The following is a 25,348-nucleotide window of genomic DNA, read 5'->3' on the forward strand; positions in this document are numbered from 1 at the left end:
CGAACCCATTTCCCCGTACCATTTCCGGCAGCCGTGACCCGCCCTCGACCAGGAAGAACCTCCGTGCCGATGCCCCACGCCCGCGCCCGTGGGCGCCGCGCCGCGGCCGCCGCGGTGGTGGCGCTGGGCGCGCTGCTGGCGCTGCTGACGTGCGCACGGGCGTGGCCGGGGGCGGCGGACGAGGCGAGAGCGGGCGCTGTGGCACGGGTCACCGTGCCGGGCGACGACGCACCGGTGGCCGCCGTGACGCACGGGGCGTCGGGTGACGATGTGCCCGGCTGCGGTGAGGGCTCCGCTTCCGACGACGGCGGGCTCGTCCCGGCCGCCCCGCCGCGCGGCTCGTCGCTGGGCGACCTGCTGCCCGCGCTGTACGACGGGCGCGGCACGGGTGCCGGGGGCTGCGCCACCGGGGTGGTCGCGCACATCAGGCCGGAGCGGGCGCCGCCCGCACTCGTACCGCCCTCTCCGATGGACCTCTCGATCCTGCGCGTGTAGCCGGCGCCTCCCGCCGGTAACCATCCTTCCTCCCCTCCTCACACGCTCAGGAGCTTCGCCATGTCCAAGAAGCCGTACGTCATCGGCGCGGGTGTCGCCGTCGCCGCGGGGCTGCTCGCCTTCGCCTCGTACACGGCGACGAAGCCGTCCGACACGGTCGCCGAGTCCTCTCCGTCGTCCTCGTCCTCGTCCGCGGGGCCGGAGTCCGGGGTCTACCCGGAGCTGGAGAGGCTGGCCCGGCGCGACGCCGCGGACCCGCTGGCGGTGGGCCGCGCCGACGCCCCTGTCGTCCTCATCGAGTACGCCGACTTCAAGTGCGGGTACTGCGGGAAGTTCGCCCGGGACACCGAGCCGCAGCTGGTGCGCGAGTACGTCGAGAAGGGCACCCTGCGCATCGAGTGGCGCAACTTCCCGATCTTCGGCGAGGAGTCCGAGGCCGCCGCGCGAGCCTCGTGGGCGGCGGGCCGGCAGGGCCGGTTCTGGCAGTTCCACAAGGCGGCGTACGCGCCGGGCGCCAAGGAGAAGGGCTACGGCAAGGACCGGCTGACGGCCCTCGCCCAGGAAGCGGGCGTGCCCGACATGGCCCGCTTCGCCCGGGACCTGGACGGCGAGGAGGCCCGTGCGGCGGTCCGCAAGGACCAGGAGGAGGGCTACGGTCTCGGCGCGACGTCCACGCCGTCGTTCCTGATCAACGGCCGGCCCATCGCGGGCGCACAGCCCCTGGAGACGTTTGCTGCCGCAATCGAGGCGGCGGCGAAGGCCGCCCCGACGGCGCCGGCGACGTCGGCGGCCAAGGCGGCGCGGTGACCGGGATCGGCTATCTGGCCGCCTTCCTCGGCGGCCTGCTGGCACTGCTGAGCCCGTGCAGCGCGCTGCTGCTGCCGGCGTTCTTCGCGTACTCGATCGACGGCCGCGCCCGGCTGCTGGCCCGTACCGGGATCTTCTACGGCGGGCTGGCGACCACGCTGGTGCCGCTGGGCGCGGCGGGCTCGCTGGCCGGCCGGTTCTTCTACGGCCACCGGGACCTGCTGGTGACGGTCGGCGGCTGGCTGATCATCGCGCTCGGCGTGGCGCAGATCCTGGGCCTGGGCTTCGCGTCGCGGCGGCTGGCGGAGGCGAGCGGCCGGATCCGGCCCACGACGGCCCTCTCCGTCTACGCCCTGGGCCTGGTCTACGGCCTGGCCGGCTTCTGCGCGGGCCCCATCCTGGGCAGCGTCCTGACGGTGGCCGCGCTGGGCGGCAACCCGCTGTACGGCGGGCTGCTCCTGGCGGTGTACGCGCTGGGGATGGCGGTGCCGCTGTTCCTGCTGGCGCTGCTGTGGGAGCGGTACGACCTGGGGCGCAGGCGCTGGCTGCGCGGACGCGCCCTGCGCCTCGGCCGCCTGGAGCTGCACACCACGTCGCTGCTGTCGGGCGCCTTCTTCGTGCTGCTGGGGACGCTGTTCCTGGTCTTCGACGGCACGTCCGCCCTGCCGGGCCTGCTGTCGGTGGACGCCGCGTACACGGCCGAGCGCTGGGCGGCCACGGCGGGCCGCGCGGTCCCGGACTGGCTCCTGCTCGTGGCGGTCGTCGCCCTGGTGGCGGTGGTCCTGGGCACCCGCGGCTGGCGCCACAGGGGCGCAGGCCCGACCCAGGACGGCTCCCCCTCCCGATCCGAGGAGCGGGCCTGACCCGACGAAGGGCTCCGTCCCGAGGACGGGGCCCTTCGTCGTACCGGCGTACCGGTGGGCGCAAACACGAAAGGCCCCGTTCCGAGAACGGGGCCTTTCGGCTGGTGGCTGGGGCCGGGGTCGAACCGGCGACCTTCCGCTTTTCAGGCGGACGCTCGTACCAACTGAGCTACCCAGCCACGCGACTCTTTCGAGTCGCAGCGGTCCTGACGGGATTTGAACCCGCGGCCTCCACCTTGACAGGGTGGCGAGCACTCCAAACTGCTCCACAGGACCAAGCTTCGTGCGAGAACCAGTCTCGCACATGGTGTTGCGTGCCCCCAACGGGATTCGAACCCGTGCTACCGCCTTGAAAGGGCGGCGTCCTGGGCCACTAGACGATGAGGGCTAAGGGCCCGCCTGGGCGCTTCGTCAGCGCGTCGGGGACGTGAGAAGCATATGGGATGCGAGGACCGTTCGCCAAAACGGTTTACGTGCGGCGTGACGGAGAGGGCGACGGCGGGGGCGTCGGGGTGGGCGGAGGCGACGGTGAGGGCGAGGGGGAAGGCGACGGTGACGGGGTCGCGTCCGGGAGGTTCTCGTCCGGTACGTGCCTGGCCACCTCGGCCGTCGTCAGGCCCAGGCCGCCCAGCGTGATCTCGTCCCACGCCTGGAGGCGCCGGGTTTCGCGGTCCAGGTAGAGGACGGAGGCGTGGACCTTCTCCGGCTCCTCGTTCTGCACCGCGCGCAGCCCGCCCCCGCCGGTCGAGCCCTCGACCTTCAGCCGGGTGCCGTTCGGCAGGACCTCGTTCACCCGCCGGTGCAGGTGCCCGGCCAGCACCAGCGGCACCGCCCCGTCCGTCTCGCGCGCCGCCACCGGGTTGTGCACGACCGCGATGTCCACCGGCGTCCCCGCCCGCTGCTGCGCCCGCAGCGCGGTGGCCAGCAGGGAGCCCGCCACCCGCTCGGCCTCGTCGCCCGCCGGCACCACGGACCGGTCCGGCGTGAACTGCGGGTCCCCCGCGCCCGCCACCCGCAGCCCGGCCACCGTCACGGCCCGCCCCCCGTCCAGGACGTGCACGTTCTTCAGACCGGCCAGATAGCGCTGCGTGACCGCCGAGTCGTGGTTGCCGCGCACCCACACGTACGGCGCTCCCAGGTCGCTGATCGGGTCGAGGAAGGCGTTCTCGGCGGCGCTGCCGTGGTCCATCGTGTCGCCCGCGTCGATGATCACGTCGATCCGGTACTGCTCCACGAGCGAGCCGATGATGTGCCACGCGGCGGGGTTCAGGTGGATGTCGGAGACGTGCAGGACCCGCATCGTGCCCGGGTCCGGGTGGTACGTCGGGAGGCTGGAGGTCGCCTCGTACAGGCGGGTGACGTTGGTGACCAGCCGCGCCAGCTCCTTCTGGTACACGTCGAACTCGCTGACGATCGAGCGTGCGTTGCCCACGACCGAGGGCGCGCTGGTCAGCAGCCCGGAGAAGCGCGGCTCCAGGACCGACTTGGGGTTCCACGTGGCGAACGCCACCGCGCCCGACGACGCCAGCAGGGCCAGCGCCAGGCCGCCGGCGGCCAGGGCGCGCCGCGGGCGCCGGTAGACCGCGAGGCCCAGCGCGGTGGCGCCGGAGACCACGGCCACGCAGGACCGTACGGCCAGCTCGCGGGTGCCGTCCGCGACGTCCCGGGTGATCTCCTCCTGGAGCCCCGAGATCCGCTCCGGGTGTGTGACCAGGGCCCGCGCGCGGTCCGGGTCGAGTTGGTCGACGTCGACGTCGAGGCGGATGGGCGCGATGTGCGAGTCGAGTTCGAGCGCCCCCAGCGGCGACACGTTGATCTTCGTCCCGCCGGTGAGGGAGGGCCGCAGCGTCATGCTCGTGTCCATCGGGCCGACGGGCGTACGGACGCTGCCGACGACGAGCAGCCCGAGCCACGCCCCGACCAGCACCACGGCCACCAGGCCCAGCGCCCGCGCGTAGGGGTGCGGGGTGTGGACGAGGGTGGTCGTGGGACCGCCGGGGGGACGGGCCGGGGAGCGGAGACGGCTGAGGCTGCGGGAGACCAGTGCGCGGAATGTGGCACGGACGACTGCTCGGGCCATTGGGGCCGTATGCCCGCCGGGGCGCGGGGCTATGCCCGTACGCCCCCCGTATCCACGACAATGGCCGAGTGCTGGAGATGACGCGCGAGGAGTTCGAGGAACTGGTCGCCGAGGCGCTGGACCGGATCCCTCCGGAACTGACACGGCTGATGGACAACGTCGCCGTATTCGTCGAGGACGAGCCGTCCGCCGACGACCCCGATCTGCTCGGCCTGTACGAGGGGACTCCGCTCACCGACCGCGGTGAGTGGTACGCGGGGGTGCTGCCGGACCGGATCACCGTGTACCGGGGACCGACGCTGCGGATGTGCGACTCCCGCGAGGACGTCGTCGCCGAGACCGAGGTCACGGTCGTGCACGAGATCGCCCACCACTTCGGGATCGACGACGCCCGCCTGCACGAACTGGGCTACGGCTGACGGAGGGACGCGGTCGCGGTCGTGCGCGTGCGGTGGTGCGGGCCCGGGGGCTCGGGCGTCACATGCGGTACGGCTGCTTCCGGGCGTGTCCCCTGTGGGGCATGGGGAGTTGGGCAGGGGGACCCCTGTCCCCGCCTGTGGAGGTGCCCCCGTGCGCCATTTGCCCGCCCCCGTCCGATGGGCCGTCACCGCCGTGGCGGTGGTGGCCTCCGCAGGCTCCGTCAGCGGCTGCATGAGCGTCGGCGACGACGCCTCGAAGCCGCTGCCCACCGAGTCGGTGGACCCCTCAGGGGCTGCGGCGGCCGAGGCGGACAGCGGCGAGGGCGACGGGAGCGGGCGCCACGAGCCGCGCAGTGGCCGGGACGCGGACGCCGAGCCGGACGAGGACGACAGCGCCGAGGCGTCGCCCTCCGCCTCGGCCACTCCGTCCGCCTCCGCGCCGGCCGGCGGCAAGCCCGGCGGCAGGCCGCCCAAGGACACCGACCCGTCGCCCGGTGGGAACGGCGGCGGTGACGACGACGGCGACGACAGCGGTACGACACCCAGCGGGCAGCCCTCGCCGTCGGAGCCCACCACCCCGCCCTCGGACCCCACCCCGACGCCGTCGCCGTCCGGCGGCCAGCCTTCGCCGGACCCGTCGGAGCCGCCCTCCGCGTCCCCGTCCGCCGACACCCGTACGGAGGCGATGCGGGCCCCGGACGGGGCGGGCAGGCAGCACCAGCCGTCCGCATCGCCGCAGGTCGCGCCCGCGTGACGGGAGCGGGTTTGCACGAAGCGGGGGAGAGTGCGTATGGTGGTAGATCGTTTGATCCCATTTGCCCGGCGCCACGACCGAAGCGCGCCGCGTGTGGCGCGTACTCTCCCTTGCCGTGGCTGACCGCATCGAGGCGGTCGTTTGCGAATTGCGAAACACGGAGTTGACGGGCGCGTGCCGAAGACTCCGGAAGGTTTCATTTCGCATGTCCGTTTTCAGTTCTGACCAGGTCGTCCTGCCCGAGACCGACGAGGTCGTCGAGGCTGTCGAGGCCGCGGCCGTCGCCGTCGCCGTCGACGAGGCGATCGAAGAGGTCACCGAGGCCGTCGAGTCCACCGACTCCGGCGAACCCACCCTGACCTTCGGCGACCTGGGCCTGCCCGAGGGCGTGGTCCGCAAGCTCGCCCAGAACGGTGTGACCACCCCGTTCCCGATCCAGGCCGCGACCATCCCGGACGCGCTGGCGGGCAAGGACATCCTGGGCCGCGGCCGTACCGGCTCCGGCAAGACCCTCTCGTTCGGCCTGCCCCTGCTGAGCACCCTCGCGGGCGGCCACACCGAGAAGAAGAAGCCCCGCGGCGTCATCCTCGTCCCGACCCGCGAGCTGGCCATGCAGGTCGCCGACGCCCTCCAGCCGTACGGCGACGTCCTCGGCCTGCGCATGAAGGTCGTCTGCGGCGGTACGTCGATGGGCAACCAGATCTACGCCCTGGAGCGCGGCGTCGACATCCTCGTCGCCACCCCGGGCCGCCTCCGCGACATCATCAACCGCGGCGCCTGCTCCCTCGAGGCCGTGCAGATCGCGGTCCTGGACGAGGCCGACCAGATGGCCGACCTGGGCTTCATGCCCGAGGTCACCGAGCTGCTCGACCAGGTCCCGGAGGGCGGCCAGCGTCTTCTCTTCTCCGCCACGCTGGAGGACGAGATCGACACGCTGGTCAAGCGCTACCTGGTGAACCCGGTCACGCACGAGGTCGACCCCTCCGCCGGCGCCGTGACCACCATGACCCACCACGTCCTCGTCGTGAAGCCGAAGGACAAGGCGCCGGTCACCGCCGCGATCGCCGCCCGCAAGGGCCGCACCATCATCTTCGTCCGCACCCAGCTGGGCGCCGACCGCGTGGCCGAGCAGCTGCGGGACGCGGGCGTGAAGGCCGACGCGCTGCACGGCGGCATGACGCAGGGCGCCCGTACGCGGACGCTGGCCGACTTCAAGGACGGGTACGTCAACGTGCTCGTCGCCACGGACGTCGCCGCGCGCGGCATCCACGTGGACGGCATCGACCTGGTCCTGAACGTCGACCCGGCCGGCGACCACAAGGACTACCTGCACCGCTCGGGCCGTACCGCTCGTGCCGGCCAGTCCGGCACGGTCGTCTCGCTGGCCCTGCCGCACCAGCGCCGCCAGATCTTCCGCCTCATGGAGGACGCGGGCGTCGACGCCTCGCGCCACATCATCGGCCAGGGCGGCGCCTTCGACCCGGAGGTCGCGGAGATCACCGGCGCCCGGTCGCTGACCGAGGTCCAGGCCGACTCCGCGAACAACGCCGCCAAGCAGGCCGAGCGCGAGGTCACCGAGCTGAGCAAGCAGCTGGAGCGACTGCAGCGGCGCGCGGCCGAGCTGCGCGAGGAGGCCGACCGCCTGGTCGCGCGTGCCGCGCGCGAGCGGGGCGACGACCCGGACACCGCGGTCGCCGAGGCGGCGGCCGAGGCGGCTCAGGTGGCGGAGCCCGAGGTGGCGCCCGTACCGGAGCAGCGCGAGCGCTCGTCGTACGACCGGCCCTCCTACGAGCGCCGCGACCGCGACGAGCGTCGTGACGACCGCCGCGATGACCGTCGTGACGACCGGGGTGGCTTCCGTCGGGACAACGACCGTCGTGAGGGTGGCTTCCGTCGGGACGAGCGTCGTGACGACCGCCCGTTCAACCGCGACCGCCGCGATGACCGTCGCGATGACCGTCGTGACGACCGGGGTGGCTTCCGTCGGGACAACGACCGTCGTGAGGGTGGCTTCCGTCGGGACGACCGTCGTGACGACCGCCCGTTCAACCGCGACCGCCGCGACGAGCGCCGTGACGACCGTCGTGACGACCGGGGTGGCTTCCGCCGGGACAACGACCGTCCGTTCAACCGTGACCGCCGCGACGACCGCCGCGACGACCGGGGTGGCCGCTCCTTCGAGCGCCGCGACCACCGTGGCGGCGCCGACCGTCCGTTCAACCGCGACCGCCGCGACGACCGTCCCTCGGGCGGCTTCCGGTCCGGTGGCCACGACCGCCCGTACGGCCGCCGCGACGACCACCGGGGCGCGGGCAGCGGCTCCTTCGGCCGCCGCGACGACAAGCCGCGCTGGAAGCGCAACGGCTGACGTCCCGTAGAAAAGCGACAGCACCGCCGGGGCCCCTGCGACCCACCCGAGTGGGTCGTGTGCCGATACCCGATCGGCTCACGGGCCCCGGCGGGCTATGCTCGGGGATGACCCGACGGGGGCCCTTAGCTCAATTGGCAGAGCAGCGGACTTTTAATCCGTTGGTTGTGGGTTCGAGTCCCACAGGGCCTACGGGAAGAAGCCCAGGTCAGCAGAGGCTGACCTGGGCTTCTGTCGTTCCGTCACCACGCACGCCGAAGGATGAGAAGGAGTGTTCGGGGTTTCGCACACAGGATTGTCAGTACGGAGAGTTACTGTTCTTCACTGTCGGTGCAACTCTCTGTGCTGAGCCCTGGAGGCCCGCATGTTCCGCAACCGTCCACGTGAGCGCAGGCTCACTCGTTCCGCCGCGGTCGTCGCCGCGGCGCTGGCCACGACGCTGGTCGCCGCGTCGCAGACGTCGGCGCGACCACCCTTTCCTTCGGGCCCCTTCCTGCTGGCCAACGAGGCGTTGGGCGGCTGCCTGCGACTGGAGGCGGGCAAGCCCGCCCTGGGAAACTGCGGCAGCCAGAGGTGGGTTCATCTCAACGACTCGGAGGCGCTGCAGTACCTCCCGACAGGTCAGTGCCTCACCCGGGCCGCGCGGGTCGACGACTGCGGCAAGGCGGATGACGATCCCGCCCGGTTCACCGTCCGTGCCGATCCGGCCGGGGAGGTGTCGTTCGAGGTCTTCTTCCAGTACAGCGACGACACCCGCTTCTTCCTCCAGGCCAGGCCCGACGGCAAGGTGACCACCTCCACGCAGCAGCCGGGTGACAGGCTCCTCGGGCTCTGGAGCTTCCGGTGAGGCGCGGCCCGGCGGCCGTGGCCGTGCTCGCCGCCGCGATGGTGCTCACCGGCCCCGTGCCGCAGGCGCATGCGGCCGGATGCGACGAGAACGAGCTGTACGCGTTTGTCACCGGCAGCAGCGGCGACTTCGACTCCGGCGACATCCTCGCCCTGAGCACGCGCGCCAAGACGCTGTCCGGCACCGGCAAGCCCGTGGACAACCGGCAGACCGGCGGCGGGGCCAACGCGATCAACCCGCTGACGGGCGTCCACTGGTTCACCGTCAAGGGCAACCAGACCTACTCCACGCACCCCCACGGCACCCCGTACCACTGGCGGGACCTGTCCGGCCCGAGCGTCAAGGACGGCTTCGGCTTCCGCAAGGACGGCTACGGGTACTTCCTCGCCGAGACGGGCGGCAGGGTCGACGTCTACTCCTTCTGGCACGAGCGGCCTGCGGGACGCCAGCGCATCAGCCTGAGCGGCATGGACGAGAACCCCGTCGACCTGGCGTTCGACGGCCGCGACCGGGCCTGGCTGGTCACCGCCGACGGCTCGCTGTGGCGGGTGGACGACGTCCGGTCCAGCAGCTGGCGGGCACGGCTCGCGTACGCCGCCGACAACTCCGGGGAGCGTGTCGAGGGCATCGCGCTGGGACGTCTCGACGGCAAGGAGACCATCTTCGTCTCGGGTTCCTACTCGTCCGGCGAACGGTTCGTCTCCCGTGCCGAACCCGACGGGAAGGAGGTCTGGTACGACCCGCTGCCGGCCCTCAGCGGCTCCGGCTCGATCACCGACCTCGCGTCCTGCTCCTACCCGTCGCTCGGTTCGTACTGAGAGGTCCCGCTGCCCGGCGGCTCCTGCTCCGCCGGGCGGCGTGCCGTGATCACGTAGTAGTCGAGGAGGCCGTCCCGGTACGCGGGGAGGAAGTTGCGGGGCCATGTGACCGGGAGGGGCACGCCGGCGAGGTAGTGGTCGAAGCCGGGCCAGACCGACTCGCCGATGGACTCGGCGCGTACGTCGGTGAAGCCGGCGGACGCGAGGGCGTGCCGGAGGTCGGAGAGCGCGTGCGGCCGGTCCAGGCCGCTCGCGAAGCTGTCCAGGCGGTCGGCCAGGGCTTTGGCCGCGTCTGCCGTGCGCGGTGCGTCCACCGGTGTCTTCTCGCGTGCCTTTTCCGGCGCCTTTTCCGGTGTCTCTTCCGGTGTCTCTTCCGGTGCGGCGGACGGTACGAAGAAGCTCGTCACGGCCAGCCGGCCGCCCGGGCGGAGCACGCGCGCGCTCTCCCGCGCGAACGCCGCCAGGTCGCGGAAGTGCTGCGCCGCCTCCACCGTGTAGAGGTGGTCGAACGCGGCGTCGCCGCACGGCATGGCCTCGGCGGCGCCCCGGACGAAGCGGAGCCGTCCGGGTGCGGCGGCCAGGCGCTCGGCGTTGGCGCGCCGGGCGCGGTCGAGCTGGTCGGGGTGGATGTCCATCCCGGTGACGGCCGCGAAACCGAACTCCTCCAGTGCCAGAGCGCACCCGAGCCCCAGGCCGCAGCCCACCTCCAGGGCGCGGCCGGCGGTGTCGCCGTCGGCGGTCAGGGTCCGCAGGACGCGGCGGTAGAGGTTCCGCTCGCTGTGGACGCGGTCGTCCGCGGTGAGGGGGCGGTCGAGCGGGATGCCGTCCCAGTGGCCGAAGTTGATGAAGCCGCCCTGGAACGCCGGGACGGCGCTCAGGTCCTGCGGGCCGTAGACGGCCCGTACCTCGGGTGGGGCCTCGGCCGGGGCGCCGTGTTGGTCGGTGTGCTTCTCGTCACCGGTCATGTCGCCGAGGGTAGGCGCGCACAGGCGGTCCTGTCCGGGGTTCCGGGCCCGCCGGGGACGGCCACGGCCGGTTCCGGGCCATGCACCCGGCCCTTATTTGGTGATGATCTTCGTCTGGATGGCGTAAGGTGGTGTTCACCGACGCGGGGTGGAGCAGCTCGGTAGCTCGCTGGGCTCATAACCCAGAGGTCGCAGGTTCAAATCCTGTCCCCGCTACTGAAACCGAAGGCCCGGTGCATTGCGCACCGGGCCTTCGGCGTTTCCCGGGTCGCCGTCCCGCTCGGCTGCGGGCAGCCTGGGGGCGTGGGGCAGCGAACGGACCGAGGCGGTGGCGCCGGGCGGGCCGGCGGTGGGGTCCGCCGGGTCATCGGGGTGCTGCCCGCCCTGCTGCTCTCCGGGGGAGTGGTCTACGACGGGTTCACCCCGCCGCCCTTCACCGGCGTGCCGTTCTTCGTCGCCGCGCCCCTCATCGCGGCCCCGCTCTTCACGGCGCCCGCCACACTGCTGACCGGCGTCTTCGCCGTACTCGCCGTGATCGTCTCGCACCTTCTGGGTGATCCGCTGGGCGGGGTCCCGGAGCTGACCGAGACGGTGACGGTGGCGACCGTCGCCGCGTTCGCCGTCCTCATCAACCAGGTCGTCCGGCGCAGCGGCGAGCGGCTGGCCTCCGCCCGCGTGATCGCCGAGACCGCGCAGCGGGCGGTGCTGCCCACGCCGGCCGAGCGGATCGGCGGGCTGCGCGTGGCCGCGCGGTACGAGGCGGCGCAGGCGGACGCGTTCATCGGGGGCGACCTGTTCGCCGTGCAGGACACGCCGCAGGGCGTGCGGCTCGTGGTGGGCGACGTGCGGGGCAAGGGCATGGGCGCGGTGGAGGCCGTGGCGGTGGTCATCGGGGCGTTCCGGGAGGCCGCCGAGCACGAGACCTCGCTGGAGGCCGTCGCGCAGCGCCTGGAGCGGGCGCTCGCACGGGAGGGCACGCGGCGGGACGGGCTGGACGCCGTGGAGGGGTTCACCACCGCCGTGCTGGCCGAGATCCCGCGGGGCGACGGGACGGTACGCGTGGTCAACCGCGGCCATCCCGAGCCGCTGCTGCTGTACGCGGACGGGGCCGTGGGCGCCCTGGCACCGCCCGAGCCGGCGCTGCCGCTCGGCATGGGCGACCTCGCGGCCTGGCCGGACCGGGCGTACGAGGTGCCGTACCCGCCCGGCGCGACCCTCCTCTTCTACACGGACGGGCTCACCGAGGCGCGCGACCGCCACGGGGTCTTCTACGATCCCGCCGAGCGGCTGGAGGGGCGGGTCTTCCCCGAGCCCGACAGCCTGCTGGACGCGCTGATCGAGGACGTACGGCGTCACACGGGCGGCGGGGCGACCGACGACATGGCGCTGCTGGCCGTGGCCCGGCCACTCTCCGTGAGCGAAGGAACCCACTCCGCATAACATTTGATAGACCGTCAGAAAGTAGCGTGACGGCGGTTGCTCCTGAATGTCGGTCAAGTCGCCCTGTTCTGCCCGATTGTGGCCTGGTTGATCCCGCCGGAATGGGCGTAAGGATCAGTAGGAACAGCTTGGAATACGACCCCGGCGTCTATTAACGTTCGATAACGCAGCGCGGTCGTCCCAGCCGTCGCAGAGGCGGCACCGCGCGCATGCGCCGAATCCCGCAAGGGAACCGGGGAACCACCAATTTGGGGTGAATCGGGCCGAATCCGGCTCGTAGGAGACCTTCCTGCTCCGAACCCGTCAGCTAACCCGGTAGGCGAGAAGGAAGGAAAGGAGTGCGCCTCCGTGGCGTCCAACAGGCCTGCCCCCGAAGCCTCTTTCGGCTCGTTCGACACGCTCACGACGACGACCTACGCCCCCTACGGCACGTCGGGCGGTGCGGTCGGCGGTGCGGCCCTGGACCCGGCCCCGCAGGCCGGTGAGTGGAACCCCACGGAGGAGACGGTCCGCCCCGTGCGCGGCCGCCACCGTGTCGTCAAGCAGCGCAGCGGCCTGGCCCGCAGCTCCACCGTCCTCGGTGTCGGCGTCATCGCCGCCGTCGGCGCGGGCGGCATGGCCACCGCGCAGGACAAGCCGCGTATCGCCATTTCCCTGCCCGACCTCCCGGACGCCTCCGACCTGCCCGGCGTCGGCACGCTGATCGCCGACGACGAGGGCGACCAGGCGCCCGCCGCCGACACCTCCGGCACCACCGCGCTCAACGCCCTGTCCCCGGCCGGCCCCCAGGGCGCCACCGACGGGACGGACGCGGACGAGGGCGCCGGCGAGGCACTGCGCGCCCGCATCCTCCAGCAGGCCGAGGAGCAGCAGGCGTCCGCCGAGGCCGAGGCCCGTGCCGCCGCCGAGCAGGCCGCCGCCGAGAAGGCCGCCGCCGACGCGGAGGCCCAGCAGACCGCCGCGCTCGCCGCGGAGAAGGCCGCGGAGGCGGAGCGCAAGAAGGCGGCCGAGGCAGCCGCGGCCAAGGCCGAGGCCGAGCGCCTCGCCAAGCTGGCCGCCAGCTACGCGCTGCCCACGTCCTCGTACACGATCACCTCGACCTACGGCCAGGCCGGCTCGATGTGGTCCTCCGGCTACCACACCGGCCTCGACCTGGCCGCGCCGACCGGCACCCCGGCCAACGCCGTGCACGGCGGCACCATCAAGTCCGCCGGCTGGTCCGGCGCCTACGGCTACCGCATCGTGCTGGAGCTGGAGGACGGCACCGAGGTCTGGTACTGCCACCTGTCCTCGATGACCGTCAGCGCCGGCCAGACCGTGCAGACCGGCGAGACCATCGGCCGCGTCGGCGCCACGGGCAACGTCACCGGACCGCACCTGCACCTGGAGGTGCACACGGCGGGCGGCGACGGCATCGACCCGCTGGCCTGGCTGCGCGGCAAGGGCCTCACGGTCTGACCGCTCGCCCTCCGGCCGGCCCACCGGCACATCCGGCAGCCCCTGCAAGACCCCGGCAGCCCTGGCGGCACACCCCCCGACGCCAGGGCTGCCGGTTTTCTTGGTGCCAGTTCTTCTTGTGCCGGGTGCCGGGTGCCGGGTGCCGGATGCCGGATGCCGGATGCCGGATGCCGGTGCAGCTGGTGCAGACGCTGCCGGTGATCGGCCCAGGAGTCAGCCGCGCTCAGCGCCGGTACGGGTTGTACCCCCCGTAGTCCCGGTGCGGCGGAGGCGTCCACACCTTGCCCGTCGCGCGGGCCGCGAACGTCAGCGCCGGGCCGGCGATCTCCTTGCGCTGCCACATGTGGTGCAGCAGCTCCTGCTCGCGCGCCATGAAGTCGACGCTTACCACGCCCCGCTTGGCCCGGTGCCGCAGGAAGGCCAGCGACGTCGCGAACGCCTCGTACTCCCCGACGGCCCGCGCCGCCACCGGCCCGAACGTCCGCGCCGCGTAGGCACGGGCCATGCCCCGCGCCTGCATGGAGGAGAGCGCCAGCGGCTCGTCGGGCGACAGCCAGCCCGCCGCCGCGTACGCCGGCAGCTCCCCGGCTATCGTGCGCAGCTCACGCTGCCGGCTCCATATCGCCAGCCACGTCAGCAGCCCCAGCACGGGCAGCATGAACGCCCCGTACACCGCGAAGAACCCCCACGGCCCGAACGTCGTCGAGCCGTTCCACAGCGCGTGCACCCCCATGGCCAGGACCAGGCCCAGCACGGGAAGCACCGTCCGCAGCACCTTCCGGCGGCGGGCGGTCGCCGCCGCGATGCCGAAGCCGATGCCGGTCAGCACCGTGAACAGCGGGTGCGCGAACGGCGACATCACGATCCGCACGAAGAACGTCCCGGCCGTCACCGACTGGAGGCCCGCCGCACCGATCTCCTGGTCCTCCCCGAAGGCGTTGCCCAGGTAGAGGATGTTCTCGGTGAAGGCGAAGCCCGTCGCCGTGAACCCCGCGATCACGACGCCGTCGACCAGCCCGGTGAAGTCCCGTCTGCGGAAGAGGAACACCAGCAGGATCGCCGCCGCCTTCGCGCTCTCCTCCACCACGGGCGCCACGACCGTCGCGCCGAGCGTGTCGGCCGACGAGGGGTCCGCGGTCGCCGTGGCTATCCACTGGGTCGCGAAGGTGTTGGCGAGGATCGCGACCAGTGCCGCGGCGAACGCCCCCCACGCGAAGGAGAACAACAGGTTCTTCCACGGGCCCGGCTCCACCCGGTCCAGCCAGCGGAACGCGGCCATCAGCAGCGGCACGGGCAGCACGGCGAGACCCAGACCGACGAGGAAACCGGCCGTGCCGGTCTGCTCCCGGACGAGAGCCAGGATCACCAGGGCGCACAGGGCGAGCACGAGGATCACGGCGGTCGCACGCACGACCTTGCTGCGCCAGAAGGCCCGGCGCGGCTTGTAGCGCCACCGCGACCGCTCGGGCACGGCGTCGAACGCCGGCGCCGCCGCCGGATCGTACGCCGGGATGGCGGGCTGCGCAGGAACGCCCGGCTGCGCCGGAACACCGGCGAGAGGCTGCGCCGGAACACCGGCAGGAGGCTGCGCCGGAACACCGGCAGGAGGCTGCGCCGGAGGTGCTGCGGAGGTGAGGTGCTGCGAGTGCGACTCTGACACCCAACGACCCTAAACGGCCCCACTGACAGTGCGCGAGCGCGTTCCGCCCGCTACCGCACGGCTGTTACACGCGCCCGCTCAGACGCGGCGGAAGAGCAGGTCGTGGACGACGTGCCCCTTGTCGATGCCCTGGCTCTCGAACCGGGTGAGCGGCCGGAACGCCGGGCGCGGCGCGTAGCCGCCCTCGGGCACGGTGTTCTCGAAGTCCGGGTGCGCGGTCAGTACGTCCAGCATCTGCTCGGCGTACGGCTCCCAGTCCGTGGCGCAGTGCAGGACCGCCCCGGGCTTCATCCGGGACGCCGCGAGCGTGAGGAACTCGGGCTGGATCAGCCGCCGCTTGTGGTGCCGCTTCTTGGGCCACGGGTCGGGGAAGTACACCCGTACGCCGTCGAGGGCGTCCGGCTTCACCATCTCGCGCAGCAGGATGATCGCGTCGCCGTTGGCCACCCGGACGTTGGTCAGGCCGGCCCGCTCGGCGAGGGCGAGCAGATTGCCCTGGCCGGGCGTGTGCACGTCGACCGCGAGGATGCCCGTGCCGGGGTCCGCCGCGGCCATCCGAGCCGTGGCCTCGCCCATGCCGAAGCCGATCTCCAGGACGACCGGGAGCCCGCCGAACATCTCGTCCAGGTCGAGCACCCGCTGCCCGTCGATGTCCAGGCCCCACATGGGCCACAGCCGGCGCAGCGCCTCGCCCTGGCCGGTGGTGACCCGGCTGCGGCGGGGCTGGAAGCTGCGGATACGGCGCTCGAAGTGGGAACCGGCGGGGTCGGGCGAGGGCCCGGTGCCGTCCGGGAACATCCGGCTGCCGCGGCGCGCGGGCATGGCGGACTCCCCGTCGGCGGCGGACAGGTCTGCGGGGGGCGCGATCGACGCGGGCTTCTCGGACACAGTGCTGTCGATTCTACGGAGCCCCCGAGAAAACCCCGGCCGGGCGACGTGGGCGGGCCCCTATCGGTCCGCCTCGACGTGCGCCAGCGCCCGCCGCGCCACCTCGCGGCCGATGGGCAGGGACGCCGTGGCCGCGGGCGAGGGAGCGTTCAGGACGTGGACCGTCCTGGGCGCCTCGCGGATCAGGAAGTCGTCGACGAGCGTGCCGTCCCGCAGCACGGCCTGGGCCCGCACCCCCGCCGGAGCCGGCCGCAGGTCGTCCTCCCGCACGGCGGGCAGCAGCCGGCGGACCGCCTCCGTGAAGGCGCCCTTGGACAGGGACCTGCGCAGCTCACCCGCCCCGTACCGCCAGTGCCGCCGGGCGATCGCCCACGAGCCGGGCCAGGTCAGCGTCCCGGCCAGCTCGCCCGGGTGCACGACCGGCCACCGGTACCCCTCGCGGGCCAGCGCGGGCACCGCGTTCGGCCCCACGTGGACGCCCCCGTCGATGCCCCGCGTCAGGTGCACCCCGAGGAACGGGAACGCCGGGTCCGGCACCGGATACACCAGGCCCCGCACCAGCTCGGGCCGCACCAGCTCGAAGTACTCGCCTCGGAACGGCACGATCCGCATGGCCGGGTCGTCGCCCGCGAGCCGCGCCACCGCGTCGCAGTGGAGCCCCGCGCAATTGACCAGAACCCGCCCGCGGACGATCTCCCCGGTCCCCGTGCGGACCGCCACGCCCCAGGGCCGCCGGTCGACGGCCGTGACCCGCGCGCCGTACCGCACGTCGGCGCCGGACGCCTCGGCGAGCTGCGCCGAGACCGCCCCGTAGTCGCAGATCCCGGTCGTGCCGACGTGGATCGCCGCGATGCCGCTCACCTGCGGCTCGAACGCGGTGATCTGCGCCGGGCCCAGCTCGCGCACCGGGATCCCGTTCTCCCGGCCGCGCTGGACGAGGGCGTGCAGCCGGGGCAGCTCGGACCGCTCGGTGGCCACGATCAACTTGCCGGTCACCTCGTGCGGCAGCCCGTACTCGGCGCAGAACTTGACCATCTCGGCCGCGCCCCGCACCGCGTACCGCGCCTTGAGGGAGCCGGGGCGGTAGTAGATGCCGCTGTGGATGACACCGCTGTTGCGGCCCGTCTGGTGACGTGCCGGACCGGCCTCCTTCTCCAGGACGACCACGCGTATCCCCGGCGCCGACCGCGTGAGTGCGTACGCCGTCGACAGGCCGATGATCCCGCCGCCGATCACCAGCACATCACAGTCGAACACGCCACCGCCGAACCCGGACACCTGTGCCACCTCCCACCCCGATAGTGCACTGGCCCGCTGACATCGCCGTTAAACCAGTGGCCCGAAGGGGTGGGAGATGGATCACGCCAGGTGGTGCACCTCCCGTTACGCGGGCGCCATGAGCAGCGGGCGGGCCCGCTCCCGCAGCTCCGCGACCCTGGGCTCGTCGCCGTACGGCTCCAGCCGGTGCAGCAGGTCCCGTACGTACTCGGTCGTACGGGCCGACGAGATCCGCCCGGCCACCTCCACCGCGCGCGTACCGGCCGCGCAGGCGGCGTCGAGGTTTCCCGACTCCAGTTCGGCCACGGCGCTCACGACGAGCCGCAGGCCGTGCGACCGTACGTACTCCTCCGTCGGCCGCGACAGCGCCTGCTCCGTGAAGCGGCGCACCTGGCGTGGCGCTTTCAGGTCCCGGTAGCACTCGGCCGCGTCCGCGGCGAACCGGTCGTACGAGTAGAAGCCCAGCCAGGACGGGTCCGCGTCGCCCTCCCGGGAGCGCTCCAGCCACCCCTCGGCGGCCTTCAGCGCGGCCCCGGCCGCCGCCGCGTCGCCCGCCTTGGCGTGGGCCCGTGCCTCGACGAGCCGGAAGAACGACATGGTGCGCGCGGTGGCCAGGCCCCGGTTGCGCTCCAGCGCGGCCTGCGCCAGGTCCACCCCCTCGTCGGCGAACCCTCTGTACGTGGCCTGCAACGACATCGACGCCAGGACATAGCCCCCCAGGGGCACGTCGGCGGCGGCCCTGGCCAGGCGCAGCGCCTGGATGTAGTAGCGCTGGGCCGCCTCCTGCTGTCCGGTGTCGAAGGCCATCCAGCCGGCCAGCCGGGTCAGCTCGGCGGTCGCCCCGAACAGCGCCCGTCCGACCTCGTCCGAGTACGAGCCGAGCAGCAGGGGCGCCGCGTCGACCCGCAGGCATTCGGGCACCATCGAGGAGCGCCAGTCCCCGCCGCCGTACTTGGAGTCCCAGCGCCGGGCGTCCTCGGCGGCCTCGCGCAGCTTGGCCACATCGCTGTGCCCCACGCGCGCGTGCCCGCCGTCCGCGGGGTCGTCCGGGATGCCGGCGGGGGGCGCGGCGGCGGCAGGCGCTGCTGCCGCGCCGCCTATGGGGCCCGCGGCCCCCGTAGCGGGTCCGGTCGTCCGCCCTGCGGCTGCCGCGGCGGTGCCGGCCGCCGTGGTCGTGCCGACGGCCGCGGCCTGTCCTGCTTGTCCTTGTCCTGCCGGTCCTGTCGCTCCTGTCGGTCCCGCGTGGCCGGCTGGTCCGCCCGCCCCGCCGGCCGCCGCCGTCCCGGCCGTCCCGCTGGTCCGGCCCGCGGCCGTACCGGAGGGCTTCGCACCTGCCGCTCCGGCCGCCGGCCTGGGCCCGGCTCCCGGCCCCGTGCCCGGTGCCGTTCCCGCTCCGGGTGCCGCCGCGTCCGGCTGTCCCGCCGCGTCGGGCGCGGTGCCCTCGGGGCGGGGCACCAGCCGCTCCACGGACGGGTCCGCGGGGGTGATCAGCCAGCGTGACGCGGGCGTCGCGTAGGCGCTGACGGCGAAGGAACCCGCCAGGGACTGCCAGATGCCGCCCCCGCCGGCGCGGCGCCCGGCGAGATCGAGCCGGTACAGCTCGGTGGCCGACTTGACGGCTTCGCCGACGTCGCGCGGGAAGGCGAGGCCGACCTCGGGTGCCGGGTCGGCGTCGGCGAGGCCGATCTCGTGCAGGGGCACGGGCCGGCCGAGCTTCTGACCGATCGCGGCCGCGATGAGGTGCGGCGCGGCGCCCTGCGGCACCATGCCCTTCGACACCCACCGGGCCACCGACGTCTTGTCGTAGCGCAGGGTCAGGCCGCGCTGTGCCCCCAGGTCGTTGACCCGGCGGGCGAGACCGGCGTTGCTGATCCCTGCGAGGGCGAGAACGGTGCCGAGCTTCTCGTTCGGTCCGCGTAGCTCCCTGGACATGCGCCACCCCTCGACACCCAGACGGCCGCCGCACTGCCAGGCATAGGCGCGCGGCATTCGTAAACCCAGCGTAGTTCGCCGCATCCCCACCGTTAAGAGGCGCTGTTCCGTATGGCGGGATTGTTGTGCGTACGGGAAGTTGGCGTGCGCCCGCCGCCCCGGCACCGTGCTCCCGGCGTGTGGCCGTGCGCCTGCTCGTGCGCTCTGGCCCCTCCCTCGCGGTGGCCGCTTCCATGGGTCCTGCGTGGGTCGGCCCGCTGGACTGGAACCAGCGGGCTGGGGGACACCGCCGCCTCATTCCCCGCGGGCGGCGGACCGGTCCGGGAGACGAACAGCGCCTCCCGGACCGGACGCGCGAAGGACACGCAAGTCGCGGTTGAGAAGCAAGTTGTTGATAAACGTACGGTTTGATGGGCACGGAGATTGGCTGAATGATGCCCATCGTTCGACCGGTCGAACCATAGGCCTTTCCGCTGGGGCGAGTTGAGCCGCCGACGAGCGGCGGAACCCCCGGCCAGGGTGCGTCCGTGTCGGTCCGTCGAGCCGTCACCACATGGCCAATTGCCAGGGGCGCGTTCCCGTTTGCTTTCGCGCCGCCCGGATGCCCTCCCGTGCGCCTGTTGTCGTGGCAGCATGTCTCCATCGAGTGTGCTGAGTTTGTCCACAGGCTGTGGAGGCGGCGATGCGCTGGCTGGTGGGATGGAGCAGTATCGCCGCGAGCTTCGGTACGGCGGGAGCCGTCGGCGCCGGCGACGACGGCCGCACCATGCACCCCGTCGGCGGACAGCTCCTGTGGGGCGACCCCGATCCGCTGTGGGCGGTCGGCGACTGGCGCCCCGACGAGGTCCGCGTCGTCACCGTCGCCCCGGACGTCCGGATCGCCGTGCTCGGATGCTGCGCCGCGAGCGACGAGGAGCTGAAAGTCGGCCTGTTCGCCGCCCGCGGCGGTGCCCTGCGCCACCTCACCGCCTGGCCGGGCAGCTACACCGCCGTCGTCCAGACCGGCCGGCGCATCACCGTCGCCGCCGACCTGGCCGGCGCCCGGCCCGTCTTCCACACCCCGTGGGCGAACGGCACCGCCTACGCGACCGCCGCCCTCCCCCTCGCCGACCTCATCGAGGCCCAGCTCGACATCGGGCACCTCGCGGCCCTGCTCGCCTGCCCCGAGACCCCCGAGGCGCTGCGCGACTCCACCCCGTACGCCGGCGTCAGACGCGTCCCGCCGGGCCACGCCCTCGTCCTGCGCGAGGGCTCACGGGAGATCACCGGGTACGAGCCCGTCGCCTCGCTCGCCGTCGCCGCGCCCCAACTCGACCCCGACCGCGCCGTGGAAGGCGTACGCGACGCCCTGGTCGAGGCCGTACGGGCCCGGCTCACCGCCCCGCGCCACGCCCCGGCGACGGCACCGCCCGACCCCGGACCCGTCCCCGGCATGGGCCCCGCCGAGCGGCGCGCCGCCCGCGGTGCGCCCGCGCCCGGCATCGGCGCCGACCTGTCCGGCGGCAGCGCCTCCAGCACGCTCGCCCTCCTGGCCGCCGGACTGCCCGGCGTACCCGGGACGATCGTCGGCCACGGCACGGGCGCCGGTGAACGGCTCCTCGCCGTCACCTTCAACGACCTGACCCCCGCCGGCCGCGAACCCGGCAGGACCGCCGAACTCGAACGCGCCCGCGCCCTCGCCGAGAACCCCCGCCTCCACCACGTCGTCGTCGCCGCGTCCGACGAGGCCCTCCCGTACGCCGACCTCGAAGGCCCGCTCACCGACGAGCCCGGCCCCAGCCTCGTCGGCGCGGCCCGGCACCGCCGCCGCCTCGCCGCGGGCAGCGCCGACCACTTCACCGGCCACGGCGCCCGCCAGGTCCTCGACGCCCACCCCGCGCGCCTCGCCGATCTGCTCATGGACCGCAGACGCCGCCATCTGCTGCGGCCCGTCACCGCCCTCGCCAAGGCGTCCGGTCCGTCGGCGGGCGCCCTCCTCGTCCCGCTCACCGTCTACCGCGCGGCCCGCAGACTCGCCCGCACGCCCTACCGCGCCGGACTGGAGAGCGCCGCCGGCCGCCTGCTGGAGGCCAACCGCACCGTCCCCTCGCCGCGCGGCCCGCTCGACCTGTCCCTCGCGGCACTGGCCTGGTCGCGCCCGGGGCCCGCGGCACGCTGGCTGACCGGAGAGGCGCTGGCCGAAGTATCGGTTCGGCTCCACCAGGCGGCCACGCGCCCGACGTCCGTCCAGCGGCCGGGCGAGGCCCGCGCCCGTGCAGCCCTGGCCCGGCACGCGGCCGACCAGCGCGTCCTGGAGCAGGCCGCCGAGGTGCGCAGCCAGCGCCTGCACTCCCCTTTCCTCGACAACCAGGTCGTCCGCGCCTGCCGCGACCTTCCGGAGTCGCTGCGCGTCCAGCCGGGGGCCCGGGCGGAGATCCTGCGCGCCGTCCTCGCGGGCTCCGGCATCCACGACCTGCCGCCCGGCTGGGGCGCCACCGCCCCGCCGTCGACGGCGGCCACCCGCGCGGGCCTGCGGGTCGCCCTCCCGGAGCTGCTCGCCCTGTTCGACGCGCCGCTCCTGGCCGACGCGGGGCTGATCGAGGCCCGCGTGGTGCGTCAGGCCCTGCGGGCCGCCGCCGACGGCGAACCGGTGCCCCTGGACGGGCTCGCCGACCTGGTGTCCACGGAACTGTGGCTCCGCCGCCTCCTGGCCCGCCGCGGCACCTGCTGGACGGGCACGGCGGCCCCCCGGCAGCGCGCGGTCGCCGCGGGCGTCCCGCTCCGCCCCACCCTGGGCCGCGGCGCCCCCGCGCCCCGCTGACGGTGATCCTCCGTACCGACGGGCGCTAACGGCAGTCGATACGGGCCTCCGCCCAGTCCGCGAGCGCCACACCCCCGAACGACCCGGCGGGCTCCACGACGAGCTGGATGGACCGCTGCCCCCCGATGCCCACGTACACGGGCACCGCCGGATCGTTGCCGGAGACGACGGGCGACTGCCACAGCCGCGCCCCGCCCCCGTACACCGAGAACCGGACCGAGCCGAGCCCCATGGTCATGTCGTCGACGCCGACGAACGCCCGGTACGTCGAGCACTGCCGGTTGAGGTCGATCGTGACGGACGACCTGGCGTGCACGGTGATGCCGTGCCCGTACCGCCGGCCGCCGATCGACATCCCGTCGCGCTGCCACACCCAGCCGGACCCGGCGAGTCGCAGCTCCGGCTTCGTGTGGTCGCCGAAGAGCCCGTACTGGAGCCGGTTCACCTGGTAGACGGCCGGCGCGGGCGGCGGTGTCGGCTTCGGTGTGGGGCTCGGCGTGGGCGTGGGCCTCGGGGACGGCTTCTCGGACGGCGTGGGCGTGGGCGTCGGGGGAGGCGGCGTCGTCCTGCGGACCGGCGTCGGCGTGGGGCTGGGCGTCGGCGCCGGCGCGGCCCGCACGACCGGGGGCGGGGGTGCGGGCTTCGGCGACGACATGGGCGGCGCGAGTGTCGGAGGCGGTACGACGGGCTGCGCGACGGGCGGCCGGGCCTCCGGCTTCGGCGCCTCCGCGGGGTCGCCCGACAGCGCCCACACCAGCCCGGCGGTCGCCGCCAGCGTCACGGCGGCCGCGAGGCCCGCCTTGGCCGGGACGCTCAGCCCCTCGCCGACGGCACCCGCCCCGGCAGCACCCCCGCCGCCCGAACCGGCCCCAGCGGCGCCACCCGCGGTCGCCGAGCCGGTCGCCGCCGCGGCGGCGCCGGCACCGGCCGCGCCCGCGGCGCCACCCGCCACCACACCGGCCGCCTTGAGCGAGAACCCGGCGGCGAACCAGCCGATGACCGCGATCGGCAGCAGCGCGGGAATCCCGGCATTGACGTGCTCCAGCTCACCGGCGGCCAGCCGGCACTTGGCACACTCCTCCAGGTGCTTGCGCAGCCCCCGCTCGGCCCGCATCCGCAACCCGCCCCGGGCGTAGGCGCCGAGCCGGTCGGCGTAGCGCGCGCAGTCCCCGCCCGCGGTGAGCGCCTGGCTCACATGCGCCTGGAGGTACGCCTGCTTCAGCCCTTCCCGCGCCCGGCTGGCCAGCACCGCCGTGGCGTTGGCGGTCAGGCCGAACAGCGGCGCGACCGCGCTGGGCGACTCCTCCTCGACCGTCGTGTGCCACAGCACCGCCTGCCACCGCTCCGGCAACGACCGGAACGCCTGCAGGGCCAGCGACTGCTCCGCCTCGTGCATCGCGCGGACGTCCGCGCCCAGCTCCACCGTGTCCTCGTCCGGCAGCTCGGACGCCCTCGCCGCCTGCGCGGCGAACACCCCGAAGTCGTCGACGAGCTGCTCCCGCTTGGCGGTCTTCGTCCAGGCCGCCGCCACATGCCGCACCGTGGTCAGCAGGTAGGCGCGCACCGCCTGCTCGGGCCCCGCACCCCGCCGTACCGCCTGCAGCGTCCGCGCGAACACCTCGGCCGTCAGGTCGTCGGCGGTGTGCCGGTCCCGGCAGCACGTACGGGCGTACCGCTGCACCGCCCCGGCGTGGCGGCGGAACAGCTCCTCGTACGCCGAGTCGTCGCCGCCCCGCATGCGCTGGACGAGCGCGGCGTCCGACGGTGGCAGCTCCCGGGGCGGCGGCAGCACCGAGTCGGACGAGGTCCGCTCGCGCTGCGGCGGCACGCTCTCTCGGCCCTCCGCGGACCGTCGGCGGACACCCCTGGCGGCCCTGCGGCCACCCTGGCCGGGCACCTGGCCGGAAGCCCGCCGGTGCCCCGGCGCCGAAGCCTGCCCGGGAGCCCGCTCACCGGCGGTCCCGAGGGCGTCGCCGTCACCCAGCGGCTCGTCGCGACCGTCACCGCTCATCGCGACCGCCCCCGTACGACTGCTCAGACCCGAACACGACGCAAGCGTGCCACAGGGCCCGTACCCCACCCGCCCGCTTCCCCGTCAACCACTCATCCGGGGAGACTTCCCGAACCGGAGTCCACGGGTGCAGGTGTTCGGAGTGGCGTCAGTCGTTTGATTCGGTGCCGGCGCCCGAAGCAGCGGGATCCGGGCGTCCCGGCGCCGTCCCGCCGAAGGCGACGGCCCTGCCGGGGACCGGACCCCGGCAGGGCCCCGCCCCTCACCACTCGGTGGAGGGAAGCGGGACCGCCGCCGATCCGGCCGTCACGCCGGCCGCGAGCGCAGGCCCTCCAGCAGGATGTCGAGCAGCCGCGCCGAAGCAGCGCTCTGCTGGGCCGCGTCGGGCAGTGACGGCGCCGCCGTGGCGATGACCAGCAGCACGTCCGCCACGGTCACGTCACGCCGCAGCTCGCCCGCCTCGCGGGCCCGGTTCACCAGCTGGCCCACGACGTCCAGCAGCTCCGACACACCCGCGCTGTCCAGCTCGGCCGCCTGCACCGCGCGCGGCGCGACCACCCGCAGCTCGGGCTGACCCGGCAGGCCCCGCTGCTGCGGCACCCGCACCTCACCCGGAGCCTCCGGAGCCGCCTCCACGTCGACGCCCACGTGCAGCACCTGCGGCGGCAGCAGCCGCCCCGCACCCGAGGCCACCGACGTGCGCAGGAACCGCGACAGCGCCGACCACGGCTCGTCCTCCTGGCCCAGCGCGGCCCGCGCCTGCTCGGTCAGCCGGGCCGTCTCCTCCTCGGCTATTCGCCGTACCAGCACGTCCTTGCTCGGGAACCGCCGGTAGACGGTGCCCACACCGACCCTGGCCCGGCGCGCCACGTCCTCCATCGGCGCCCCGTACCCCAGCTCGCCGAACACCTCGCGCGCCGCCCGCAGGACGTGCTCGAGATTGCGCTGTGCGTCCACACGCAGCGGCGTCGGACGCGTCACCGCACCCGCCGTGACCCCGCCTCGCGCCCCGTGGCCGACCGCGTGCCCCGGGCCGTGGGCGGCCACGGCCCCGTGGCCGTTGCCCACCGCGTGCCCGCTGCCGCCGACCCCGTGCGCGGCGGTCTGAGCAGTCTGCGTCTGCCAATGCGAATCCTGAATGTGCATAGCGTTCCCCCGGTAATCGATGTCTCCCCCCGGAGACTCCCCGCCCTGACATCCGGGGCCTCGACCCGTCGCGCTCAGGTCACACGCGCGGCGTCCCGACACCCCGACGAGATACGAACATAGTTGAGAGGCAGTCAATTCAGAAGGGGCTGTTCCGTCCGGTGCGCCCCCCGATCGGAGCAAGGCCCGGAAGACTCCCGATTCTGCCCCCCGCGACCACCCTCCTTCCCTGTCCTGACCTGCGAAGATCCACTGTCCGGGAGGGAAAGCGCCACCCCGCGCCTCCCCGGCCGCCCGGTCACACAATTCGTCGAGCCTG

Annotated in this window: 19 protein-coding genes, 5 tRNA genes and 1 riboswitch; of the genes, 13 read left to right on the plus strand and 11 right to left on the minus strand. The window is 74.0% G+C overall.

Annotated elements, in window-relative coordinates; all coding sequences use genetic code 11:
* The first annotated feature begins 63 nt into the window (after window positions 1–63).
* The 3 genes from ABEB09_RS17340 to ABEB09_RS17350 are packed head-to-tail and all read left to right on the plus strand — an operon-like array spanning window position 64 to window position 2,165.
* Entirely contained in the window at window positions 64–495 is a 432-nt protein-coding gene (locus ABEB09_RS17340; protein WP_345690832.1) for a hypothetical protein, read from the plus strand.
* 60 nt (window positions 496–555) lie between these two features.
* Window positions 556–1,302: a DsbA family protein gene (locus ABEB09_RS17345; protein ID WP_345690833.1), complete on the plus strand. Its 747-nt coding sequence runs from the start codon at window positions 556–558 to the stop codon at window positions 1,300–1,302.
* On the plus strand, window positions 1,299–2,165 hold the full coding sequence (locus ABEB09_RS17350; protein ID WP_345690834.1) for a cytochrome c biogenesis CcdA family protein: 867 nt from the start codon (window positions 1,299–1,301) through the stop codon (window positions 2,163–2,165). Before ABEB09_RS17345 ends, ABEB09_RS17350 begins: the two co-directional genes overlap by 4 nt.
* A gap of 102 nt (window positions 2,166–2,267) precedes the next feature.
* Here the strand turns inward: ABEB09_RS17350 and ABEB09_RS17355 are convergent.
* The 4 genes from ABEB09_RS17355 to ABEB09_RS17370 all read right to left on the minus strand — a co-directional run bounded on the left by ABEB09_RS17355 (window position 2,268) and on the right by ABEB09_RS17370 (window position 4,245).
* A tRNA-Phe gene (locus tag ABEB09_RS17355) sits at window positions 2,268–2,344 on the minus strand.
* A gap of 22 nt (window positions 2,345–2,366) precedes the next feature.
* Window positions 2,367–2,441 (minus strand) — tRNA-Asp (locus tag ABEB09_RS17360).
* 39 nt (window positions 2,442–2,480) lie between these two features.
* Window positions 2,481–2,553, minus strand: a tRNA-Glu gene (locus ABEB09_RS17365).
* Window positions 2,554–2,634: 81 nt separating this feature from the next.
* On the minus strand, window positions 2,635–4,245 hold the full coding sequence (locus ABEB09_RS17370) for a metallophosphoesterase family protein (RefSeq protein WP_345690835.1): 1,611 nt from the start codon (window positions 4,243–4,245) through the stop codon (window positions 2,635–2,637).
* A gap of 68 nt (window positions 4,246–4,313) precedes the next feature.
* On the opposite strand from ABEB09_RS17370, the gene ABEB09_RS17375 reads away from it, so the two are divergent.
* The 6 genes from ABEB09_RS17375 to ABEB09_RS17400 all read left to right on the plus strand — a co-directional run bounded on the left by ABEB09_RS17375 (window position 4,314) and on the right by ABEB09_RS17400 (window position 9,451).
* The gene (locus ABEB09_RS17375) at window positions 4,314–4,664 is read left to right on the plus strand and encodes a metallopeptidase family protein (protein ID WP_345690836.1); all 351 of its coding nucleotides are present in this window, start codon (window positions 4,314–4,316) and stop codon (window positions 4,662–4,664) included.
* A 151-nt stretch (window positions 4,665–4,815) separates the two neighbouring features.
* Window positions 4,816–5,418, plus strand: a complete 603-nt coding sequence (locus ABEB09_RS17380) for a hypothetical protein (protein ID WP_345690837.1) — start codon at window positions 4,816–4,818, stop codon at window positions 5,416–5,418.
* Window positions 5,419–5,623: 205 nt separating this feature from the next.
* The gene (locus ABEB09_RS17385) at window positions 5,624–7,786 is read left to right on the plus strand and encodes a DEAD/DEAH box helicase (protein ID WP_345690838.1); all 2,163 of its coding nucleotides are present in this window, start codon (window positions 5,624–5,626) and stop codon (window positions 7,784–7,786) included.
* Window positions 7,787–7,905: 119 nt separating this feature from the next.
* Window positions 7,906–7,978: transfer RNA gene (locus ABEB09_RS17390), tRNA-Lys, on the plus strand.
* A gap of 172 nt (window positions 7,979–8,150) precedes the next feature.
* Window positions 8,151–8,633 (plus strand): hypothetical protein, encoded by a 483-nt coding sequence (locus tag ABEB09_RS17395; protein WP_345690839.1) that lies wholly within the window; start codon window positions 8,151–8,153, stop codon window positions 8,631–8,633.
* The gene (locus tag ABEB09_RS17400) at window positions 8,630–9,451 is read left to right on the plus strand and encodes a hypothetical protein (protein WP_345690840.1); all 822 of its coding nucleotides are present in this window, start codon (window positions 8,630–8,632) and stop codon (window positions 9,449–9,451) included. The genes ABEB09_RS17395 and ABEB09_RS17400 overlap by 4 nt, the downstream gene beginning before the upstream one ends.
* Here ABEB09_RS17400 and ABEB09_RS17405 read toward each other — a convergent pair.
* Window positions 9,427–10,416, minus strand: coding sequence for a methyltransferase domain-containing protein (locus ABEB09_RS17405; RefSeq protein WP_345690841.1), 990 nt, complete (start codon window positions 10,414–10,416; stop codon window positions 9,427–9,429). The two genes, ABEB09_RS17400 and ABEB09_RS17405, sit on opposite strands and share 25 nt — an antisense overlap.
* Before the next feature lie 142 nt (window positions 10,417–10,558).
* Here ABEB09_RS17405 and ABEB09_RS17410 point away from each other — a divergent pair.
* From ABEB09_RS17410 to ABEB09_RS17420, 3 genes are all read left to right on the plus strand, one after another.
* A tRNA-Met gene (locus ABEB09_RS17410) sits at window positions 10,559–10,632 on the plus strand.
* An 87-nt stretch (window positions 10,633–10,719) separates the two neighbouring features.
* Entirely contained in the window at window positions 10,720–11,856 is a 1,137-nt protein-coding gene (locus tag ABEB09_RS17415; protein ID WP_345690842.1) for a PP2C family protein-serine/threonine phosphatase, read from the plus strand.
* Between the two features lie 202 nt (window positions 11,857–12,058).
* A riboswitch (cyclic di-AMP (ydaO/yuaA leader) is annotated at window positions 12,059–12,193 on the plus strand.
* Window positions 12,194–12,204: 11 nt separating this feature from the next.
* Complete coding sequence (locus tag ABEB09_RS17420) at window positions 12,205–13,314, plus strand: M23 family metallopeptidase (protein ID WP_380842386.1); 1,110 nt, start codon at window positions 12,205–12,207, stop codon at window positions 13,312–13,314.
* A 223-nt stretch (window positions 13,315–13,537) separates the two neighbouring features.
* On the opposite strand, the gene ABEB09_RS17425 is transcribed toward ABEB09_RS17420, so the two are convergent.
* The 4 genes from ABEB09_RS17425 to ABEB09_RS17440 all read right to left on the minus strand — a co-directional run bounded on the left by ABEB09_RS17425 (window position 13,538) and on the right by ABEB09_RS17440 (window position 19,072).
* On the minus strand, window positions 13,538–14,827 hold the full coding sequence (locus tag ABEB09_RS17425) for a PrsW family intramembrane metalloprotease (RefSeq protein ID WP_345693969.1): 1,290 nt from the start codon (window positions 14,825–14,827) through the stop codon (window positions 13,538–13,540).
* A gap of 225 nt (window positions 14,828–15,052) precedes the next feature.
* Complete coding sequence (gene trmB, locus ABEB09_RS17430; protein ID WP_345693970.1) at window positions 15,053–15,796, minus strand: tRNA (guanosine(46)-N7)-methyltransferase TrmB; 744 nt, start codon at window positions 15,794–15,796, stop codon at window positions 15,053–15,055.
* Between the two features lie 126 nt (window positions 15,797–15,922).
* Window positions 15,923–17,140, minus strand: coding sequence for an L-2-hydroxyglutarate oxidase (lhgO, locus tag ABEB09_RS17435; protein WP_345690843.1), 1,218 nt, complete (start codon window positions 17,138–17,140; stop codon window positions 15,923–15,925).
* 105 nt (window positions 17,141–17,245) lie between these two features.
* Window positions 17,246–19,072, minus strand: coding sequence for an NsdA family TPR-like regulatory protein (locus ABEB09_RS17440; RefSeq protein WP_345690844.1), 1,827 nt, complete (start codon window positions 19,070–19,072; stop codon window positions 17,246–17,248).
* 682 nt (window positions 19,073–19,754) lie between these two features.
* Between ABEB09_RS17440 and ABEB09_RS17445 the strand changes: the two genes are divergently transcribed.
* Window positions 19,755–21,872 (plus strand): asparagine synthase-related protein, encoded by a 2,118-nt coding sequence (locus tag ABEB09_RS17445; protein ID WP_345690845.1) that lies wholly within the window; start codon window positions 19,755–19,757, stop codon window positions 21,870–21,872.
* Between the two features lie 25 nt (window positions 21,873–21,897).
* Here ABEB09_RS17445 and ABEB09_RS17450 read toward each other — a convergent pair whose 3' ends face one another.
* Window positions 21,898–23,883 carry a sigma-70 family RNA polymerase sigma factor gene (locus tag ABEB09_RS17450; RefSeq protein ID WP_345690846.1) on the minus strand — a complete coding sequence of 662 codons (1,986 nt, stop codon included), beginning with the start codon at window positions 23,881–23,883 and terminating at the stop codon, window positions 21,898–21,900.
* A 306-nt stretch (window positions 23,884–24,189) separates the two neighbouring features.
* Window positions 24,190–25,029, minus strand: a complete 840-nt coding sequence (locus ABEB09_RS17455) for a TetR/AcrR family transcriptional regulator (protein WP_345690847.1) — start codon at window positions 25,027–25,029, stop codon at window positions 24,190–24,192.
* Between the last annotated feature and the right edge of the window lie 319 nt (window positions 25,030–25,348).

The sequence above is a fragment of the Streptomyces coeruleoprunus genome (assembly GCF_039542925.1).
In the GTDB taxonomy this organism is placed as follows: domain Bacteria; phylum Actinomycetota; class Actinomycetes; order Streptomycetales; family Streptomycetaceae; genus Streptomyces; species Streptomyces coeruleoprunus.

What these genes read in the sequence shown, in the direction of transcription:
- ABEB09_RS17450 (WP_345690846.1), bottom strand. Translation starts at nt 23,883, where the DNA reads ATGAGCGGTGACGGTCGCGACGAGCCGCTGGGTGACGGCGACGCCCTC.
- ABEB09_RS17385 (WP_345690838.1), top strand. Translation starts at nt 5,624, where the DNA reads ATGTCCGTTTTCAGTTCTGACCAGGTCGTCCTGCCCGAGACCGACGAG.
- ABEB09_RS17445 (WP_345690845.1), top strand. Translation starts at nt 19,755, where the DNA reads ATGCGCTGGCTGGTGGGATGGAGCAGTATCGCCGCGAGCTTCGGTACG.
- ABEB09_RS17395 (WP_345690839.1), top strand. Translation starts at nt 8,151, where the DNA reads ATGTTCCGCAACCGTCCACGTGAGCGCAGGCTCACTCGTTCCGCCGCG.
- ABEB09_RS17345 (WP_345690833.1), top strand. Translation starts at nt 556, where the DNA reads ATGTCCAAGAAGCCGTACGTCATCGGCGCGGGTGTCGCCGTCGCCGCG.
- ABEB09_RS17455 (WP_345690847.1), bottom strand. Translation starts at nt 25,029, where the DNA reads ATGCACATTCAGGATTCGCATTGGCAGACGCAGACTGCTCAGACCGCC.
- ABEB09_RS17370 (WP_345690835.1), bottom strand. Translation starts at nt 4,245, where the DNA reads ATGGCCCGAGCAGTCGTCCGTGCCACATTCCGCGCACTGGTCTCCCGC.
- ABEB09_RS17405 (WP_345690841.1), bottom strand. Translation starts at nt 10,416, where the DNA reads ATGACCGGTGACGAGAAGCACACCGACCAACACGGCGCCCCGGCCGAG.
- trmB (WP_345693970.1), bottom strand. Translation starts at nt 15,796, where the DNA reads ATGCCCGCGCGCCGCGGCAGCCGGATGTTCCCGGACGGCACCGGGCCC.
- ABEB09_RS17440 (WP_345690844.1), bottom strand. Translation starts at nt 19,072, where the DNA reads ATGTCCAGGGAGCTACGCGGACCGAACGAGAAGCTCGGCACCGTTCTC.